The 16613-nt window shown below is 56.7% G+C and carries 13 protein-coding genes, 2 tRNA genes and 4 pseudogenes; 6 read left to right on the top strand and 13 right to left on the bottom strand.

Features of this window, described 5'->3' with window-relative positions; genetic code table 11:
- Position 1: 1 nt before the first annotated feature.
- From CFBP1590_RS25930 to CFBP1590_RS25920, 3 genes are all read right to left on the bottom strand, one after another.
- Positions 2–661: a hypothetical protein gene (locus CFBP1590_RS25930; RefSeq protein WP_145958191.1), complete on the bottom strand. Its 660-nt coding sequence runs from the start codon at positions 659–661 to the stop codon at positions 2–4.
- Between the two features lie 644 nt (positions 662–1305).
- Positions 1306–1776 (bottom strand): hypothetical protein, encoded by a 471-nt coding sequence (locus tag CFBP1590_RS25925; RefSeq protein WP_088236212.1) that lies wholly within the window; start codon positions 1774–1776, stop codon positions 1306–1308.
- Between the two features lie 579 nt (positions 1777–2355).
- A tRNA-Thr gene (locus CFBP1590_RS25920) sits at positions 2356–2431 on the bottom strand.
- An 822-nt stretch (positions 2432–3253) separates the two neighbouring features.
- On the opposite strand from CFBP1590_RS25920, the gene CFBP1590_RS25915 reads away from it, so the two are divergent.
- From CFBP1590_RS25915 to CFBP1590_RS25905, 3 genes are all read left to right on the top strand, one after another.
- Positions 3254–4267 carry a J domain-containing protein gene (locus tag CFBP1590_RS25915; RefSeq protein ID WP_088236211.1) on the top strand — a complete coding sequence of 338 codons (1014 nt, stop codon included), beginning with the start codon at positions 3254–3256 and terminating at the stop codon, positions 4265–4267.
- Positions 4268–5173: 906 nt separating this feature from the next.
- On the top strand, positions 5174–5497 hold the full coding sequence (locus tag CFBP1590_RS25910) for a DUF6124 family protein (RefSeq protein ID WP_088236210.1): 324 nt from the start codon (positions 5174–5176) through the stop codon (positions 5495–5497).
- A 454-nt stretch (positions 5498–5951) separates the two neighbouring features.
- The gene (locus CFBP1590_RS25905; protein WP_043306320.1) at positions 5952–6278 is read left to right on the top strand and encodes a DUF6124 family protein; all 327 of its coding nucleotides are present in this window, start codon (positions 5952–5954) and stop codon (positions 6276–6278) included.
- Positions 6279–6579: 301 nt separating this feature from the next.
- Here CFBP1590_RS25905 and CFBP1590_RS25900 read toward each other — a convergent pair.
- From CFBP1590_RS25900 to CFBP1590_RS25880, 5 genes and pseudogenes are all read right to left on the bottom strand, one after another.
- A pseudogene (locus CFBP1590_RS25900) lies at positions 6580–7846 on the bottom strand (methyltransferase).
- A 1-nt stretch (position 7847) separates the two neighbouring features.
- Complete coding sequence (locus CFBP1590_RS25895) at positions 7848–8537, bottom strand: ABC transporter permease (protein WP_004883040.1); 690 nt, start codon at positions 8535–8537, stop codon at positions 7848–7850.
- Positions 8534–9229 carry an ABC transporter permease gene (locus CFBP1590_RS25890; protein WP_043306318.1) on the bottom strand — a complete coding sequence of 232 codons (696 nt, stop codon included), beginning with the start codon at positions 9227–9229 and terminating at the stop codon, positions 8534–8536. Before CFBP1590_RS25890 ends, CFBP1590_RS25895 begins: the two co-directional genes overlap by 4 nt.
- Before the next feature lie 66 nt (positions 9230–9295).
- On the bottom strand, positions 9296–10066 hold the full coding sequence (locus tag CFBP1590_RS25885; RefSeq protein ID WP_088236208.1) for an ABC transporter substrate-binding protein: 771 nt from the start codon (positions 10064–10066) through the stop codon (positions 9296–9298).
- Positions 10067–10079: 13 nt separating this feature from the next.
- Positions 10080–10853, bottom strand: a complete 774-nt coding sequence (locus CFBP1590_RS25880; RefSeq protein WP_029244070.1) for an ABC transporter ATP-binding protein — start codon at positions 10851–10853, stop codon at positions 10080–10082.
- A 537-nt stretch (positions 10854–11390) separates the two neighbouring features.
- On the opposite strand from CFBP1590_RS25880, the gene gabP reads away from it, so the two are divergent.
- Positions 11391–12782 carry a GABA permease gene (gene gabP, locus CFBP1590_RS25875; protein WP_088236207.1) on the top strand — a complete coding sequence of 464 codons (1392 nt, stop codon included), beginning with the start codon at positions 11391–11393 and terminating at the stop codon, positions 12780–12782.
- 265 nt (positions 12783–13047) lie between these two features.
- On the opposite strand, the gene CFBP1590_RS25870 is transcribed toward gabP, so the two are convergent.
- From CFBP1590_RS25870 to CFBP1590_RS25860, 4 genes and pseudogenes are all read right to left on the bottom strand, one after another.
- Complete coding sequence (locus tag CFBP1590_RS25870) at positions 13048–13533, bottom strand: hypothetical protein (RefSeq protein ID WP_088236206.1); 486 nt, start codon at positions 13531–13533, stop codon at positions 13048–13050.
- Between the two features lie 171 nt (positions 13534–13704).
- Positions 13705–14172 (bottom strand): annotated as a pseudogene (locus CFBP1590_RS28650) (methyl-accepting chemotaxis protein); the annotation flags it as partial.
- A gap of 102 nt (positions 14173–14274) precedes the next feature.
- Positions 14275–14982, bottom strand: a pseudogene (locus tag CFBP1590_RS28645) (PAS domain-containing protein); the annotation flags it as partial.
- 333 nt (positions 14983–15315) lie between these two features.
- Positions 15316–15597, bottom strand: a complete 282-nt coding sequence (locus CFBP1590_RS25860) for a hypothetical protein (RefSeq protein WP_004883057.1) — start codon at positions 15595–15597, stop codon at positions 15316–15318.
- Between the two features lie 182 nt (positions 15598–15779).
- On the opposite strand from CFBP1590_RS25860, the gene CFBP1590_RS25855 reads away from it, so the two are divergent.
- Entirely contained in the window at positions 15780–16025 is a 246-nt protein-coding gene (locus CFBP1590_RS25855; protein WP_088236205.1) for a type II toxin-antitoxin system ParD family antitoxin, read from the top strand.
- A gap of 73 nt (positions 16026–16098) precedes the next feature.
- A pseudogene (locus CFBP1590_RS25850) lies at positions 16099–16308 on the top strand (type II toxin-antitoxin system RelE/ParE family toxin); the annotation flags it as partial.
- 130 nt (positions 16309–16438) lie between these two features.
- Here the strand turns inward: CFBP1590_RS25850 and CFBP1590_RS25845 are convergent.
- Positions 16439–16514, bottom strand: a tRNA-Phe gene (locus CFBP1590_RS25845).
- Positions 16515–16613 lie beyond the last annotated feature (99 nt).

Here is a 16613-nt window from a genome sequence, read left to right as displayed (position 1 = left end):
ATTAAATCCTATGTATGATTCCGTCAGTATTGAGGAATTTATTATCGTGATCGCGAGTTATGCGAAAGACATAAATTGGGAGGCCCCAGGCTTCTGCAACAAAAACTCCGGGCAGCAAGTCGTCATCATCACCAACCACAATTGCTAGCTTAGTAGGTTTTTCGTTACGTCTAAAGCTGCTGCTCTCACTCCGGCAATAACTAAGAAGATCAGAAACAAGAGCAGTATCTACCATTTTTTGACTTAAGCTTCCGGGTTTGTTAAAGCTTGGCCTTAAAGTGTCGTATAGTTTGGATCTATGACCTCTGCAGATTAGCTCATTCCCAAATTCAATATCCGATAAATAAGAAACTTTGTTTCTTGATATGCCTTTTAGTTCAAGCTTTACAGTCTCCCAAGCTCGCATATCTTCAGTAGGCTGCCTTCCTTTGTGCCAGCCATGATATATTCTGGTTCTGAGTATTTTTATAGGCGTGTTTTTTTCAATTTCGGATAGTTTGTCGATTATTCTCTCTTGTAAATCAGAGTAAGCCTGTTTGATCCAGGAAGCCCTAAGCTGAAGCGGCATTTCCTGACTTTGCTGCACCCTAGAAACTCTAGATGCAGAATCCCAGTCAATAAACAAGTTTGCGGTTATCAAAGCTAAATCCTCTTCATCCATGTCATATAAGAAGTAAGCGTTAGATATACGCCGCAATAGTTCTGGTTATAATTTCAATTTTCTTGAATGGGGGGTATTAAGGATTTAATATTGGATTGATGGTGGCGATCGTAACGCCCCAACCAGCTTGATTTTTTCAGTAAATTCAATTCTTACTCTTCCTTGTATGCTTGATATCCATTTGCGCTAGCGTGGACCTCACGCTAGCAGTGGGGTTGATATCAATATTAGCTGAAAAAAATCGCATAAAGATAAAATGTACAGAAAAGCACTTATCCCCCTCCCGCCGACGGGCTTCGCGTCCGTTTTTTTTGCAAATCTCAATGCAGTGCAATAGCCCTTCAAGCCCAAGCGGGCTGTGGGCCTCTGGGGCTGATCAGCCATTTCACAGAGTGCAAAGTTTTGAAGAGTAATGCAGTGGGATTGCACAGTGGACCTTGGACGGGCATTCAGGAGCTCCGTGCAGAAGCCCCCGGTTTTGCTGGGTGAAAAACTAAAAAAGACCCTGAGGCCAGGGTTTTCGAAATCAGGGTCGATCAAATCGCACACCGATTTCGGTCACAGCCTCGTTCGCAATGGATGGGCTGGAAGCCTTGAGCGACAAGGCTTGTAGGTCCGTTTGGCGGTTTCACTGCATTACACAGTTACTCACGGGCTTGAAACACCATGCACCTGACTGTTTTCTTCAATAAAACACTGGCCACGTTCCTGTTGGCCTCGACGAATTTCGGCTTAACGGACTCGGTTAGAAATCTGCGGAGAGATGAGTCGACCTGTAGCCCGCAACCATGCTTGTCCAGACGTGACTGCAGATCTTTGAAGTTGATCGCGAGCAACGACTCGGGTGCCGCCGAATGGTTGTACTGTTCGCCTTTGCCATCCAGTAGGTCGAGTGCTGACCAGAATGGAATCAATGCGTCCTCAGCTGACTGTTCGGGCAAGCCAATGGTATCGAGGGCTGGTATCGGCATGCAGAGCAGCGCAGAAAAATGGGCGAGCTGGTCATAGATCGCCGAACGAAGCGCCATGCTCCTGGTTCGATTCAACTCCCTCAGGAGGAAAACTCGATGGCGGGACAACGCGATCTGGTCAGCGACGCATAAATCCTCGGACATGTTTATCTCCTATGCCCCGACCGGGTCGATGGCGCTGAAACGTGACCGGAACGTGGGATTTCGTTCTGAAAACGGGGGTGGGGTAAAAAAATAGCGATATTAGCTAGATGTGAGGAAAAAGGGGTTGGAGGCCCCGGTTTTGCTGGGTCCTTCATATAGCAGGGGATAGCGATATGATAGCTATATGAATAGCGATATTTTACCAAACCCCCGGAATCATTGGGTTTTAAGGAAGGTAAATATTACTGTTCATAAAGGTAATATTATCGCCTTCATATCGCTTCAATATCGCTATTTACCGAAAACGCTGAGAGCCTTGATTTACAAGGGCTGTAGCCGTTTTCAGCAACGCATATTACTAATATCGCTCTTTTTTTCTGCCCCAACAAATTTTGAGACGCTGCCCTTGGGTGGGCTGCTTGGGGAGGTGCGGACGCGTGTTGGCGTGTGCGCTTTTACCGGCGCGAGTAATCACGTTTAAGGCCTGGTCAGGCGCAGTGAAAGGATGGCTTGTTACGTGGCTTGTTACGTGTACCGCAAAAAACAAGGGCCTGCATCGCTGCAAGCCCTTGATTTATATGGTGCCGGCACCAGGAGTCGAACCCGGGACCTACTGATTACAAGTCAGTTGCTCTACCAACTGAGCTATACCGGCGTAATGGGCTGCGAGTATATAGAGTCTGATGCGCTTGTAAACCCTAGCTGACTGATTCAGTTGAAAAAATTTGACCGCCGGTGCGGCTCAGCGTCGGCATGCAGGACAGGGTCGGTGGTGAATGAAGGACGTTTCCCTATGGTTTGGCGGATTAGGCTGCCTGATGGCGGGTAGAAGGGTGTCTCAACATGCTGGTTTGGCCCCGTTTTGATGAGAGTGATTCGGCTATAACCCGCGTCGATTTTTAACCTGCCCATGCGAATCAATGACTTAGGCGGTGGCAGCTATCTGAGGCCGTTCAACGCTTCAGCCGAGTCAGGGGCTTTTGGGCCGTTTGCACGCTCGGGACGCTTTGCATAGGCTTGTTCTCAACGGCCCAAGCCACTGAGTCAGGCGGCGAGGGGCGTTCACTTTTCAGTCGGGGATAAAGGATTATCCATTGAATGACACGAAGGATCGTTGCAGGGCTTCGGGGATGCAGTACACCTTAGGCCAGCCATTCACTGAGAAGCGGTTTGAAGGTATTGGTAACGACGTCGTGTCCGGTCGGGCAGGCGTCAGGTGATAGAGAGGCTGTGCATTGCCGTCTGAATCGCATGAATGTGCGTCTGGACGCTGATGGAGTCATCACCAAGTCGGGTACGGTCAAGGTCGCTTCGGCGGGTCTGTGATGGTCTCGATGCTTGAAAACGATGCCCGGGTCTCAGGATCCGGGCATTTTTTTGCGTTTGTATCGGGTGTGTAGCATTGCGATTGGAGTTCGTGCGGTTCTGGCCGATATAGCTGTATCAAAATGGCAGTCGGCCATGGACAGCTAGTGCAATGCAGAGAACGCCCACGCATTACGAGCTGCTGAATGTCGCTCGCGATGCCTCTCCTGATCAGATCAAGAAGGCTTATCGCAAGATCGCTCAGAAGCTGCACCCGGACAGGAATTCCGACCCTTACGCTTCGGACATGATGAGTGTCGTCAACGCGTCTCACGATGTGCTGGCCGATGCTGGCAGACGCGCGGTTTATGACGCGCAGCTGGTGGCCGATGAGCAGAGGGCTCGCGAAGACGCTGCACGCCGCAGGCAGGTGCAGGCGATGCGTGGGCGGGCCGTTCATGTGTATGCCAGTGCGTCGGGCTCGGCGTCTGCTGCACCGCAGCAATCCACCTATACCGGCCCTGAGCGTCGGGCCAATGGTTCTCCCCAGCCTTCCAGAAGTCAGCGCCACGGCAGTGTGTGGCGCTGGGCGGCGGTGTTCGTGATTTTCTGTGCGGGCGGCGCGTGGATGGGGTACGACCCTAATGCTGGCAAGTCTTTCGTGCCGACTGAATCGGTGCCTGTGGTTCAGCCGTGGGCCAAACCGGCTGTTGAGCCCGAGCCTGTGGTTGAGCCGGTCAGCGTGTCTGAGAAAGCTGCGGACGTGGTTGCGTCCGAGTGTGAGGTGCCGACGGTGGATCCGATGGGCGCGCCCTGGCCGCAGAAGGCGGGCTATGTAAAGGACATGCCGACGCTCAAGGACAATGGCTGGTCGCAGATCACTGTTGATAACACGGCAGGCGGTTCTGCGGTTTACGCCAAGGTCACGGACGCAATGGGGCGCAAGGCGTTCCGGCATGCGTATATTCCGGTGGGTGCGTCGTTCTCGTTCGCCAAGATGGACGCGGGCCTGTACCTGCTCAAGTACAAGATGCTGGATACGGGCTGTGCGTTTGCCTCGGGGCGGATCCTGTTGGAAGAGACGCCGATGGGCAGTCAGATCAAGTCCAGTGCGTACAAGCTGACGTTGCGTAAGTTGCAGGGGCGCAGTGTGCCGTTTACGCGGTTGAAGGATGATCAGTTTTAGCTGGTATTCGTCTGGGTTCAGGATCTGCATGGTCAGTTGAATCGGACGCGGAGCGTCCTCGGCGGCATTCCCACGCGGAGCGCTCATCGTATACACAAGTTTGCCTCGACACTGATCGTGCCCATCGCTCCGCGTGGGCATGCGTCCCGTGACGCTCCGCGTCACAAATGGCACAGATTGCGGATTCAGTGAGCCGAGCGCATGACGTGGATAACGCTGGAGCTTTGGCCACGCATCTGCGCCACATTCAAGAGCGGACGCGGAGCGTCCTGGGAGGCGTTACCACGCAGAGCGTAGGAACGATCAGAGTGATCTCAGGCACGCCGATATGCCCATGCACCCAAGTCTTGCTGCAACCACGGACTACCGTGGGAGGCGGCTTGCCGGCGATGCTTTTTCTGAAGCGATCTATCGGTGACTGAACAGGCGCCATCGCCGGCAAGCCGCCTCCCACGGGATATGCATTCAGTCAGACGCTTTCGTTTGGCCCCGTTTTGCGCGTCTTTCGGACTTGTGTATAACGATGAGCGCGGAGCGTGAGGAACGATCGTCAAACCTGCATCACTCATGTCTTGCAACGCTTTCAGGCGTGTTTTTGAAGGCTTCGTCTCTTTCCTTTGCGGGACATTTCCGAGAGAATCCCGGCCCGCTTGTGCCTTGCTGTCTGTGCTTCTACTCTCCCGTCCGTCGCTGCCCATCAGCGATGGGGTTTAGTCGCCCGTGTTTGAGTTAAGGCGCATTGCGCCGCTGTTTGATCAGGTCGTTGGCCTGTTCTTTATGGCGGCTGTGCCTAGGGCACCTTCGGGTGCGCCGGTTCTTAGCTCCCGGTCGACTAACCTTCGTACAGCCGCCACCTTTATTCGTTTAGTCGCGACTCGGTGGCGGTTTCATTGAGGAGAGCTAAGCATGGTCAAAGTCACCCCCGATCCACCCTCGAAAACATCCACCGGCGCACCGATCTTCGATCAGGCCGTCGTCAAACGCGCGATGGCGTGTTACCTGCCCACCCGTCGTCCCAACAATGAATCCCAAGACAACAGCGCCGATTACATGAACCTGGAAGCAACGCTACTGCACGCGCTGGATTTTCTGCGCTGTGCCTCGGCAACGGCTTATGAACTGGGCGATGAGTTGAACGGGTCGAAACGGGACCTGGCGTTTGCTGCCATGCACATGGCCGAGATGGCCAAGGTGATGGTCGAGCGATCCTTGGAGTGTGTTGAGGAATAATCAGTTTTAGCGGGGCGTTTGTGTTTGCTCAGGATCTGCGTAGTCAGTTGAATCGGACGCGGAGCGTCCTGGGCGACATTCCCACGCGGAGCGTGAGGAACGATCATCAACTGACCTCGCTCACGCTTTGCAACGCTTTCAGGCGTGTTTTTGAAGGCTTCATCTCTTTCCTTTGCGGGACATTTCCGAGAGAATCCCGGCCCGCTTGTGCCTTGCCGTCTGTGCTTCTACTCTCCCGTCCGTCGCTGCCCATCAGCGATGGGGTTTAGTAGCCCGCAATGAGCAAGGCATCACAACCGTGTTTCATCAGGTCCGTCCCGATGCTATGGCGGCTGTGCGCTTGGCGCCTTCGGGTGCGCCGGTTGCCTGGCTCACCGGTCTACTAACTCGTGCACAGTCGCCGCCCTTTCGTTTAGTAGCGAGAGGACAGCGATTTCATCGAAGGAGCTAGAACATGGTCAAAGTCACCCCCGATCCACCCACGAACACTTCCACTGGCGCACCGGTCTTCGATCAGGCCGTCGTCAAACGTGCGATGGCGTGTTACCTGCCCACCAGTCGCCCCAACAACGACGCTCAAGACAACAGCGCCGATTACATGAACCTGGAAGCGACGTTACTGCATGCGCTGGACTTTCTGCGCTGTGCCTCGGCGACGGCTTATGAACTGGGCGATGAGTTGATCGGGTCGAAACGGGACCTGGCGTTTGCTGCGATGCACATGGCCGAGATGGCCAAGGTGATGGTCGAGCGATCCCTGGAGTGTGTCGAAGAAGTCTGAGATATCCGCTTGAAAACCGGATCGTGAACGGCGTGTTACCCGTATGCGATCCGGCACCGCAACAGGCCCGTTCCAGAGCCGTTACCAAATCTTTATGCACAATCGCTACATCAATATTTGCGTACATGCCAATAAGTGTGCAAATACCCCGCCTGTGTCGCAAACCACTGTTTTTGTGGGTTCCTGACGGAACAGGCAGGAAAAATCAGGGACTTCAGTAACTGGTGCGCCAAGCTTTAACGCGCCATTCAGAATTTTCATCAACAGACTTATCCACAGGATGTTCTGTGGTTTTACAGCTTCATTTATGGCCCAGTATCAGAAGGTTGCGAGGCGTAAGCTGGCGCTGACAGAAAGTCCCCACGCTGACGCTGTAACCCTGCTCCTGAAGATACAGGGCTCGATCGAGCACCAGCCACATTTCCAGCGGGCGTCGGAACAGGTTCTGGACCAGTTCCAGATTGCGCACCTGAGCCAGTCGCTGCCAGCCCGCAGCCTCCCATTGCGCCCAGTTCTGTTCGCCCGACAAGGGCAGGTTTTTCAGTTGCGCCAGATGACGGCAGTAATCTTCGTAGGGAGCGTCAAGCCACGAGACGGGCAATGACGGTGTGGGCAGATATTCATCGATGCCGCGCAGCGTGCGCTGCAGCAGGTCGAACCCCAGGCGGCGTGCCATCGAGGTGTCGCGCTGACGACGGACGCGGGCACCGGCGGTCACGGTTTCGCTCAACGGCAAACCGAGTTCGTCACGCGACAATGTCAGCCCCGATGCTTTGCCCTCGCGGGACAGTGGCTGGTAATGATCGAAGCGAGTGCGGTTGTAACAGCAGGGCGCAATCGCCAGGCGCTGGCAGCCGGTGTGGCTGGCCAGTTGCATCAGTTGTACATGCAGATCACCGCAAGCATGCAGCGCGACGGGCGTATGGTGCGGCTGCAGGCTGCGCCACGCATCATCGGCCATGACGTCCTGTTGAACATGCCGGGCTTCCAGCCCTTGGCGGGCGCTGAGGGTAAGGCCCGCTTCGACCAGCGCCGGGTCGCGCTCAAGGCAGGTGAGTTGCTGGCCGCGCCCGGTCAGGCGACGACCTAGATGACCCTTGCCCGCGCACCAGTCCAGCCAGTGAGTGCCTGCCTGTCCGGTGTCCACATGACGGGCGAAGGCTTCGATCTGCTGCCACTTACGTCCCGGTACATCGGCACTCATGCGCGGCTCGACGGGGGCGAGCGGGTAGACGGGCAGTTCGGCGACCTGGCTCAGGGCAACGGCTTCGGATGCCAGTGCCGCAAACGGGAAGGGCGCGTCGAGTTGGTCGGGGTCCAGGTGCGCCGCTTCAGCCTGTTCGAGGGTACGTTGGCGCAACCATTGTGTCAGTTCGGGGTACTGGTCTTCCCACGGCAGGTGCAGATGGGTGAATGGCTTGGGCCGCCACAAACCCTGATGCGCGAACAGGAAGCTGTCCAGCGCACCAAAGTGGCTGCGAAGCGTGTCGTTCTGCAGGCTGGGTTCAGAATTCATGGTCGGCGGCTTCGCGTGGGAGACTGGCCGGATGAAAGCCAGCCCCCTTCATATCAGCGACCCTGGCTCGCGTCTACGCGTAACAGCTTTTCCAGCAGGCGGAAGCCCTGTACCAGCACGAACGCCATGACGAGGTAGAACAGGCCTGCTGCGAAGAAGATCTCCACCGGCATGTAGGTGCGGGCAATGATCGTGCGGGCCATGCCGGTCAGTTCCAGCAGCGTGACGGTACTGGCCAGGGCGCTGGCCTTGAGCATCAGGATCACTTCGTTGCTGTAGGCCGGCAGGCCGATGCGGGCGGCGCGTGGCAGGACGATGTAGAACAGCGCTTTCCACTTCGACATGCCCAGGGCGCGGGCGGCTTCGACTTCGCCGGGCGGTACAGCCTGGATCGCGCCGCGCAGGATTTCTGCGATGTAGGCGGCGGTGTGCAGGGTCATGGTGATGACCGCGCACCAGAAAGGGTCGCGCAGATAGGGCCACAGTGAACTCGCGCGTACGGCATCGAACTGCGCCAGGCCGTAGTAGACCAGAAACAGCTGCACCAGCAGCGGTGTGCCGCGGAAGAAGAAAATGTAGGCGTAGGGCAGGGTGCGAACCGGCCAGTGCCGTGAGGCGCGGGCGATGCCCAGCGGGATCGCGAGAATCAGGCCCGCAATGACTGCAATCGCCACCAGCTCCAGCGTCAGGGTGGCGCCCTGTGCCAGGCGTGGCAGCCATTTGATGATGACTTCCCAGTTCATGATGCGCTCCTCGCAAAGCCGCGGGCGGCGCGTTTTTCCAGGAAGTACATGCCGATCATCGCCAGCACGGTCAGGCCCAGGTACATGATGGCTGCGACCATGTAGAAGGTGAACGCTTGCTTGGTGAAGCCCACGGCGATCTGCGCATGGCGCATGATTTCCTCAAGGCCGATCACCGAGACCAGCGCGGTGTCTTTCATCAGGATCATGAACAGGTTGCCCAGGCCGGGGAGGGCGATGCGCCACATCTGCGGCAGGATCAGCTTGTAGAGGATGCGCGTGCGCGACATGCCCAGCGCCAGCCCGGCTTCCCGATGACCTTTGGGAATCGCCAGAATGGCGCCGCGAAACACTTCGGTGGCGTACGCGCCGAAGCACAGGCCTAGCGCGATAACGCCCGCGGCGAACGCGCTCAGCGCCAGGTCCGGCTTGCCGAAGACTTCACCCAGTGCGCGCATGCCGTTCACGGTGCCGAAGTAGATCAGCAACACCCAGAGCAGTTCGGGAACGCCGCGCACGATGGTTGAGTAGGTGCCGCCCAGCCACTGCAAGGGCTTGTAGGGCGAGGTCTTGGCCAGGGCGCCGAGCAGGCCGAGTATCAGCCCCAGGCACAGGGCCGAAAGAGCCAGTTGGACGGTCATCAGCGCGCCAGCCGCAAGGGCCGGGCCGAATCCGTGGAGATCAATGTTCATGGGCAGGCTTATTCAGGACCGGTCGCCGGGCTTCGAGTCGAAGCCGCAGCGACGCCGTCAGGTGAATCAGAGAATGCTGAAAGGGAAATACTTGTCGTTGATCTTCTTGTAGGTGCCGTCAGCGATGATTTCTTTCAGGGCGGTGTTCAGGCGCTCACGCAGCGGGTCTTCCTTGCGCACGGCGATGCCGATCTTGTCGTCATCCTTGACAGGGTTGCCCTTGAATTCGAAGTTCTTGCCCGCCTCGCTTTTGAGCCATTCGTAGCCGACGTACTTGTCGGCGAGCATGGCATCGACACGGCCGGACGACAGATCAAGGAAAGCATTTTCCTGAGTGTCATAGAGCTTGACGTTCACATCGGGCATTTCGAGCTGCTGGTCTTCCAGCCAGATGCCTGACAGGGTCGCGCGTTGGGCACCGATGGTTTTGCCTTTGATGCTTTGTTTGGCCTGGTCGGCGGTGTCAGCATCAAACGACGTGGTTTTCGGCGCAATGAACTGCAGCTTGTTCGAGTAATACGGATCGGTGAAATCGACGGCTTGTTTGCGCTCGTCGGTGATCGACATCGACGAGATCAGAAAGTCGAACTTCTTCGCTTCAAGGGCCGGGATGATACCGTCCCAGTCAGAGGTCACCGCCTGGCATTCAGCCTTGAGCTTGGCGCACAGGGCCTGGCCAATCTCATAGTCGAACCCCACGACCTGACCGCTGGCGTCCTTGTTGTTGAACGGCGGGTAGGCCGCTTCGATACCCATCTTCAAGGTTTCGGCAAATGCACTGGTCGTAAAAGCCAGGGTGGCCGCTGCGACCAGCAGGATCTTCTTGTACGTCTGCATGGGTGTTGCTCCGTTAGCGGTGACTCGACATGAATTGTTTACACCTTACCGACAGCGGGTTCTCGAACACTTGCTGCGGTGTGCCCTGTTCTTCGACCATTCCTTGATGCAAAAACACGACTTCACTTGAAACCTGGCGTGCAAAATTCATTTCGTGGGTCACCAGCAGCATGGTGCGGCCTTCCTCGGCCAGCGCGCGGATGACGTTGAGCACTTCCTGAACCATTTCCGGGTCGAGTGCCGAAGTCGGCTCGTCGAACAGAATGACTTTGGGTTGCATGGCCAGCGTGCGGGCGATGGCCGCGCGCTGTTGCTGACCGCCCGAGAGCTGGGCCGGGTAGACATGGCGCTTGTCAGCGATACCGACCTTGGCCAGCAGCGCTTCTGCAACTTCGATGGCTTCGGCCTTGCTCTGGCCCAGCACGCGGCGCGGCGCTTCGATGATGTTATCGAGCACGCTCATGTGCGGCCACAGGTTGAAGTTCTGGAACACGAAGCCGATCTCGCTGCGCAGGCGATTGATCTGTTTGTTGTCGGCCGCAACCAGCTCGCCGTTGCGCGCCGCCTTGAGCTTGAGTTCTTCGCCTGCGACCAGAATCTGACCCTGATGCGGGTTTTCCAGAAGATTGATGCAGCGCAGCAAGGTGGACTTGCCGGAACCGGATGAACCCAGAATCGAGATGACGTCACCTTCACGCGCTGTCAGCGAGATGCCCTTGAGCACCTCCAACTGATCGTAGCGTTTGTGCAGGTTGCGGATTTCCAGGGCGGGCGTGGCCTCAGCCATGTGGGGTCCTCATAGTGTTGTGCGCTCTTTCTGCGAGGCGAGCGCCAAGCTAGCACAGCGTTCAAAAGACAACCAACTGCGCCGAAGAGTGAATGTGACAGCGTTTTACGGTTTGTCGCATCGCCGCAGCAGACTGTCGCTAAATAGCAGACGGGCGCGTGGATCGGGTACCCGGTCGAGGTGGGCGTGCGCGAAAAAGGCGCGATGTTGCCATTTTTGACCGGGTGTTGGAAGCAGCTTTTGCGGAGCAGCGCCTGACGGCGCGCACCATTGGTGAGCTTTTATGTGTGGTGTGTGCATTTTCGGTGCGGTGGTGTGAAGCGGTTTTGGGGCGTCAGGTAACAAATCCTACGCCATAGACCGTATTTTCAATTTGTCCATTCAGGGACCGCTTGCCTACAACCCCTATGTTTCAGGAACGACGTCGTTTTTGAAATATTTTGGCGCAATTCTTGCGTCAAGAATACAGAACGGCACCGTTGCTTTCTTTTTACGAGCTGCTTCGGTGTGCCTCGCTCGTCTTGCACAGGTGGTTTTATGAGCAGTACCGCTAACTCTTCCGAGCTCGAACAAGGGCTGAAACCTCGACACATCACTATGTTGTCGATTGCTGGCGTCATTGGCGCCGGCCTGTTCGTAGGCTCCGGCCATGCCATTGCCGAAGCCGGACCTGCCGTGCTGCTGGCTTACGCTGCAGCGGGTACGCTGGTGGTGCTGGTGATGCGCATGCTGGCCGAAATGGCCGTCGCCTCGCCTGACACCGGTTCATTTTCGACATACGCCGACCGAGCCATCGGGCACTGGGCCGGTTTCACCATCGGTTACCTGTATTGGTGGTTCTGGGTATTGGTGATTCCGCTGGAGGCCAACGCGGCGGCGACCATTCTGCACGCCTGGTTCCCGGACATCGCCATCTGGATGTTCACGCTGGTCATCACCTTGTTGCTGACGGCCACCAACCTGTTCAGCGTGAAGAACTACGGCGAGTTCGAGTTCTGGTTCGCGCTGATCAAGGTCGTGGCGATCATCGCGTTCGTGGTGCTGGGTGTGGCGGCGATCTTCGGCCTGCTGCCGACCAGCCAGGTCAGCGGTGTCAACCATCTGTTCGATACTGGCGGTTTCCTGCCCAACGGCATGGGCGCCGTGCTGGCGGCGATGCTGACCACCATGTTCTCGTTCATGGGCACCGAGATCGTGACCATTGCGGCGGCCGAATCCAAGAATCCGGGCAAGCAGATCACCAAGGCCACCAATTCGGTGATCTGGCGGATCTTCCTGTTTTATCTGGTTTCGATTTTCATCGTTGTGTCGCTGGTGCCATGGAACGACCCGCGTCTGGCGGAAGTGGGCTCGTACCAGACCGTGCTGGATGCCATGGGCATTCCCAACGCCAAGCTGATCGTTGATCTGGTGGTGCTGGTTGCGGTGACCAGTTGCCTCAACTCGGCGCTGTACACCGCGTCGCGCATGCTGTTCTCGCTGGGCAAGCGTGGTGACGCACCTGCATTGTCCAAGCGCACCAGCAAGGGCGGCACGCCTTATTGGGCGGTTCTGCTGTCGACGGCGGCGGCGTTCCTGACCGTATTCGCCAACTACATCGCACCTGCCGCTGTTTTCGACTTCCTGCTGGCCAGTTCCGGTGCCATCGCCTTGCTGGTGTATCTGGTGATCGCGGTGTCGCAACTGCGCATGCGTCAGAAGCGCATCGCGGCGGGTGAGGCCATCGATTTCAAGATGTGGCTGTTCCCGTGGCTGACCTGGATGGTGATTGTGTTCATCGTTGCGGTGTTGACGATCATGCTGATCCAGGAAGAGCACCGCATCGAAATCATCGCGACCGGCCTGCTCAGCCTGCTGGTGGTTGGGGCCGGCCTGATCGTCTCCCGCCGCCGCAAGGCTTCGCGGGTCGGGGCTGCTGCGCTGGGGTGATGGCAAATATCTGATCGTGCCAACGCTCCGCGTTGGCATGCATCCCGTGACGCGCTGCGTCACAAATGGCACAGATTGCGGAATCAGTGAGCCAGGCGCATGACGTGGATAACACTGGAGCTTGGGCGCACATCTGCGCCATATTTGAGAGCGGACGCGGAGCGTCCTGGTAGGCGTTCCCACGCAGAGCGTAGGAACGATCATCATCGTATTCCTCCAGGAGGATTTGTGTATAACGATGAGCGCGTGGGAACGATCAACTCTTTCAGCGCATCGCTCTGGCGTCGCGCTTCATCAGCAAGTCCGACGCCATCTGGAAATCTGCCTGGAAAGCCTTGCCTTCGACCCACTCCACGGCGGTGTCTTCGTCTTCGTTGTGGTGAATGGCGCGGTAGGTGATGAGCAGGCCCATCATGAAGTCGGTCGCTTCCTCTTCGTCTTCTTCCGAAACCACCAGCGCCAGCACCGGGTATTGCAGGAACACCAGACACATCGCCAACTGGCTGATGGCCTCGGCGGACTTCATGGTGTCGAACAGGTCTTCGTAGTCGGCCGGGTCGAACCCGTTTTCAACGATGTCCTTGAAGTCGAACGTGCTCATGTCCAGTTGCACATCGTCGAACGGCTGGTTGACCAGCGCAGAGGCGAATACGGGATGCACGACGTTGGTCGGTGACTTCCCGGAGCGGTTCTGCTTGGCCTTGATCTTTGCGCGCTTGGCACGTTTTTGTTGCTTGTCTGGCGAGGCCATGAGGCGGTCCTTTGTCCGGCGGTAAGGGCAATGGCGGCTATTGAAGCGCACAGAGCCCGAATAGCCAAGGCCGGGATGCTGGCGAGCGGGTTTGCTATTGATGTCCTGGGCGTAGAAGAAACATAAAAGCCCGCAGGGCGCGGGCTTTCAGTGTAGCGGTACAGCGAACAGTTATTTTTTGCCGGTTTTGGAGAAGGCTTCTGCCTCGTCCATACGGTTGGCGAACATGCTGACCGCCTCAACGGCATCGCTCGCGCCGTCACGAATTTGCACGATCACCTGTCCGGCCTGATCCGCCAGCGTAACGCCACGATTTGCGCCTTCCTGAGTCGCGCTCATGCTCGCTACCGCTTCGCGTGTCTCGGCCAGAATCTTGCCGATCATCTCGGCGATTTCCGTGGTCGAGCCGCTGGTGCGTCCCGCCAGTTGTCGGACTTCATCGGCTACGACCGCAAAGCCACGACCCTGATCGCCGGCCCGTGCCGCCTCGATGGCCGCGTTGAGCGCCAGCAGGTTGGTCTGGTCGGCAATGCCACGAATGGTATTGACGATGGCCGTGATCTGTTCCGAGCGATCGCCCAGCTGCCCGACCAGTCTGGCGGATGCGCCGATGTTTTCGGCGATCTGCCGCATCTCGCGTGCCGTTTCCTGGATCACCAGCGTGCCCTGTTCGGCCACTTTCTCGGTTTCGGCCGAGATGTGATAGGCCTTGGACGCGCCGTGTGCGTCGGCTTCCTGCTTTTCCACACGGTCAGTGATGTCGCTGGCGAACTTCACGATCTTGTACAGCTTGCCCTCGACGTCATAGACCGGGTTATAGGTCGCTTCCAGCCAGACGACTCGGCCATGCTTGCCCAGGCGCTTGAACTGGCCGCCCACGAACTCGCCGTGGTTCAGCTTGCGCCAGAACTCTGTGTACTCCGAGCTGTTGACGAACGTCGGCTCACAGAAGGTCTTGTGGTGTTTGCCTTTGATGTCCGTCAGCGAAAAACCCATCACGTGCAGGAAGTTGTCGTTGGCTGTCAGCACATGGCCGGCCGGGTCGAACTCGCACACCGCCATGGCGCGGTCCACTGCATTGAGTTTGCTGTGAGTTTCGTTTTCAAGCATGACCTTCCGGGTGACGTCGAGTGCGTACTTAACGATCTTGATCACTTTGCCCTGAGCGTCTATCACCGGATTGTAACTGGCCTCTAGCCAGACACTTTTCCCGGTTTTGCTGACACGCTTGAAGGTGCCTGATATGAATTTCCCTGCCCGCAGCGATGCCCATAGATCAGCATACTCACGACTGCGTGCCATTTCAGGCTCGCAGAAGTCGCGGTGGGACTTGCCGGGAAGCTCTTCGGCCCGATAACCCATTGCTGTTAGAAAGTTGTCGTTGGCACGCAGGATCCTGCCATCAAGATCCAGCTCGACCACCGCCATCGATTTTTCAAGTGCGCCCATCAGTCCTTTTGCGCTATCTACTTCTGCCTTCATGGCTGCCAGTTCGTTTTTGCTTTTATTTCCGAACATAACCTGCCGCCTTTGGTGTTGTTTTTACGAAACTCTATTCATCAGGCTATCGACACCAGAGTTGAAGGCATTAGGGCTGGAATGACGTTTTGGACAGGCGGGATAGGGTGAGGATGGCGGTAATTTTTAGCTGAAAGCGGTCAGCGCCAAACGCCGGACAAAGAAAAGCCCGCGATGGGGGAGCGGGCTTAAGGATTCACACTTGGGAGCAGCTCTACAATGGCTTATCGGCTGTGAAAACTTTGTGAAGAAAACAGGCCGTTTTTACTTTTTTTCAGGTGTCTGAACGGTGTTGGTCACTTCGGAGGTCGGCACGAAGGTTTTCGACTCTTCGGCAGCGGCTTCCTTGGATGCAGCCTTGTCTTTGGCGGCTTCGGCGTTTTCTTTCGCCGCGTCGTTCACTTTGGCCTGAGCCGACTCCATCTTCTGCTGAGCGTTTTCCTGATGCGCCTGAGCGTCCTGGGCTTTCTGCTCGGATTTGCTGTCGCAGGCGGCGAGGCCAAGGGTGGCGGCGATGACGAGGGCGGAGGCGGTAAACTTGAGCACAGGATTTTTCCCTTTGAAAACAAATGTATGAGTTCGAGGGGATGGGTGGGGCTAAGTTCAATCGGTTATAGGCATGGGGGCGAACGTACTGTGGATGCAACCTATCGGATCGCTGGTGTGCGAAAACGCATCAATAGTATGACAAGATGATCGCCGTCAATGATTTCACTTGAGGTTCAATCATGGGAACCGTTCGCAAGACCATTACCGTCACCGATCAGCAGGACAGCTGGATCAAGGCCCAGATAGATGCGGGCCGATACACCAATGACAGCGAGTATATTCGCGACCTGATTCGGCATGAGCAGGAGCGTAGTGCAGAAATTGAAGGTATCCGCCAGGCACTGATAGAAGGCGAGGCGAGCGGAGAGCCCCGGCGGTTCAGTGTCGATGAGTTCAAGAAAAGGATGTTGAACGCGCATGACTGAATACCGTCTTGCGCCTGCCGCAGAACGCGATCTGGAGGCAATCTGGCTCTAAACGTTTCAGGAGTGGGGCTCAGCACAGGCCAACCACTATGTGGACATTATTACTGAGGCGTTCGCTGAGCTGGCGCAAAATCCGAAAACCGCACCTGCCTGTGATCACATTCGTTCAGGTTATCGTCGTCGCAGCATTGAGCGGCATGTCATTTATTTCCGCGCGACGGAGTATGGCATTGCTGTTATCCGTGTCCTGCACGACCGAATGGATGTGTCGCGTTACATTTGACTCGTTTCAATCGCGACCGCGCAGGGGGTGGTCGTAAGGAATGAGGTAAATCCCGGACAACAAAAAACCCGCACTAGGCGGGTTTCTTGTGTGCTTTCAGCTGTGCTTGGCATCACCTGAAAACGGAAGGTGGTGCCCAGAGACGGAATCGAACCGCCGACACGGGGATTTTCAATCCCCTGCTCTACCGACTGAGCTATCTGGGCAACGGGGCGCATTAAACGTGTTTTTCAGGAGGTCGTCAAGCGCGTTCTCAAAAAATATTGAATTATTACCGACGCTTACGACCTTCACTGCGCGAAACG

It is taken from the genome of Pseudomonas viridiflava, from assembly GCF_900184295.1.
In the GTDB taxonomy this organism is placed as follows: Bacteria; Pseudomonadota; Gammaproteobacteria; order Pseudomonadales; family Pseudomonadaceae; genus Aquipseudomonas; species Aquipseudomonas viridiflava.
The sequence above is the reverse complement of the archived record's forward strand: the minus strand, read 5'-3'. Positions and strand labels throughout refer to the sequence as shown.

What these genes read in the sequence shown, in the direction of transcription:
- CFBP1590_RS25930 (WP_145958191.1), bottom strand. Translation starts at nt 661, where the DNA reads ATGGATGAAGAGGATTTAGCTTTGATAACCGCAAACTTGTTTATTGAC.
- CFBP1590_RS25925 (WP_088236212.1), bottom strand. Translation starts at nt 1,776, where the DNA reads ATGTCCGAGGATTTATGCGTCGCTGACCAGATCGCGTTGTCCCGCCAT.
- CFBP1590_RS25915 (WP_088236211.1), top strand. Translation starts at nt 3,254, where the DNA reads ATGCAGAGAACGCCCACGCATTACGAGCTGCTGAATGTCGCTCGCGAT.
- CFBP1590_RS25910 (WP_088236210.1), top strand. Translation starts at nt 5,174, where the DNA reads ATGGTCAAAGTCACCCCCGATCCACCCTCGAAAACATCCACCGGCGCA.
- CFBP1590_RS25905 (WP_043306320.1), top strand. Translation starts at nt 5,952, where the DNA reads ATGGTCAAAGTCACCCCCGATCCACCCACGAACACTTCCACTGGCGCA.
- CFBP1590_RS25895 (WP_004883040.1), bottom strand. Translation starts at nt 8,537, where the DNA reads ATGAACTGGGAAGTCATCATCAAATGGCTGCCACGCCTGGCACAGGGC.
- CFBP1590_RS25890 (WP_043306318.1), bottom strand. Translation starts at nt 9,229, where the DNA reads ATGAACATTGATCTCCACGGATTCGGCCCGGCCCTTGCGGCTGGCGCG.
- CFBP1590_RS25885 (WP_088236208.1), bottom strand. Translation starts at nt 10,066, where the DNA reads ATGCAGACGTACAAGAAGATCCTGCTGGTCGCAGCGGCCACCCTGGCT.
- CFBP1590_RS25880 (WP_029244070.1), bottom strand. Translation starts at nt 10,853, where the DNA reads ATGGCTGAGGCCACGCCCGCCCTGGAAATCCGCAACCTGCACAAACGC.
- gabP (WP_088236207.1), top strand. Translation starts at nt 11,391, where the DNA reads ATGAGCAGTACCGCTAACTCTTCCGAGCTCGAACAAGGGCTGAAACCT.
- CFBP1590_RS25870 (WP_088236206.1), bottom strand. Translation starts at nt 13,533, where the DNA reads ATGGCCTCGCCAGACAAGCAACAAAAACGTGCCAAGCGCGCAAAGATC.
- CFBP1590_RS25855 (WP_088236205.1), top strand. Translation starts at nt 15,780, where the DNA reads ATGGGAACCGTTCGCAAGACCATTACCGTCACCGATCAGCAGGACAGC.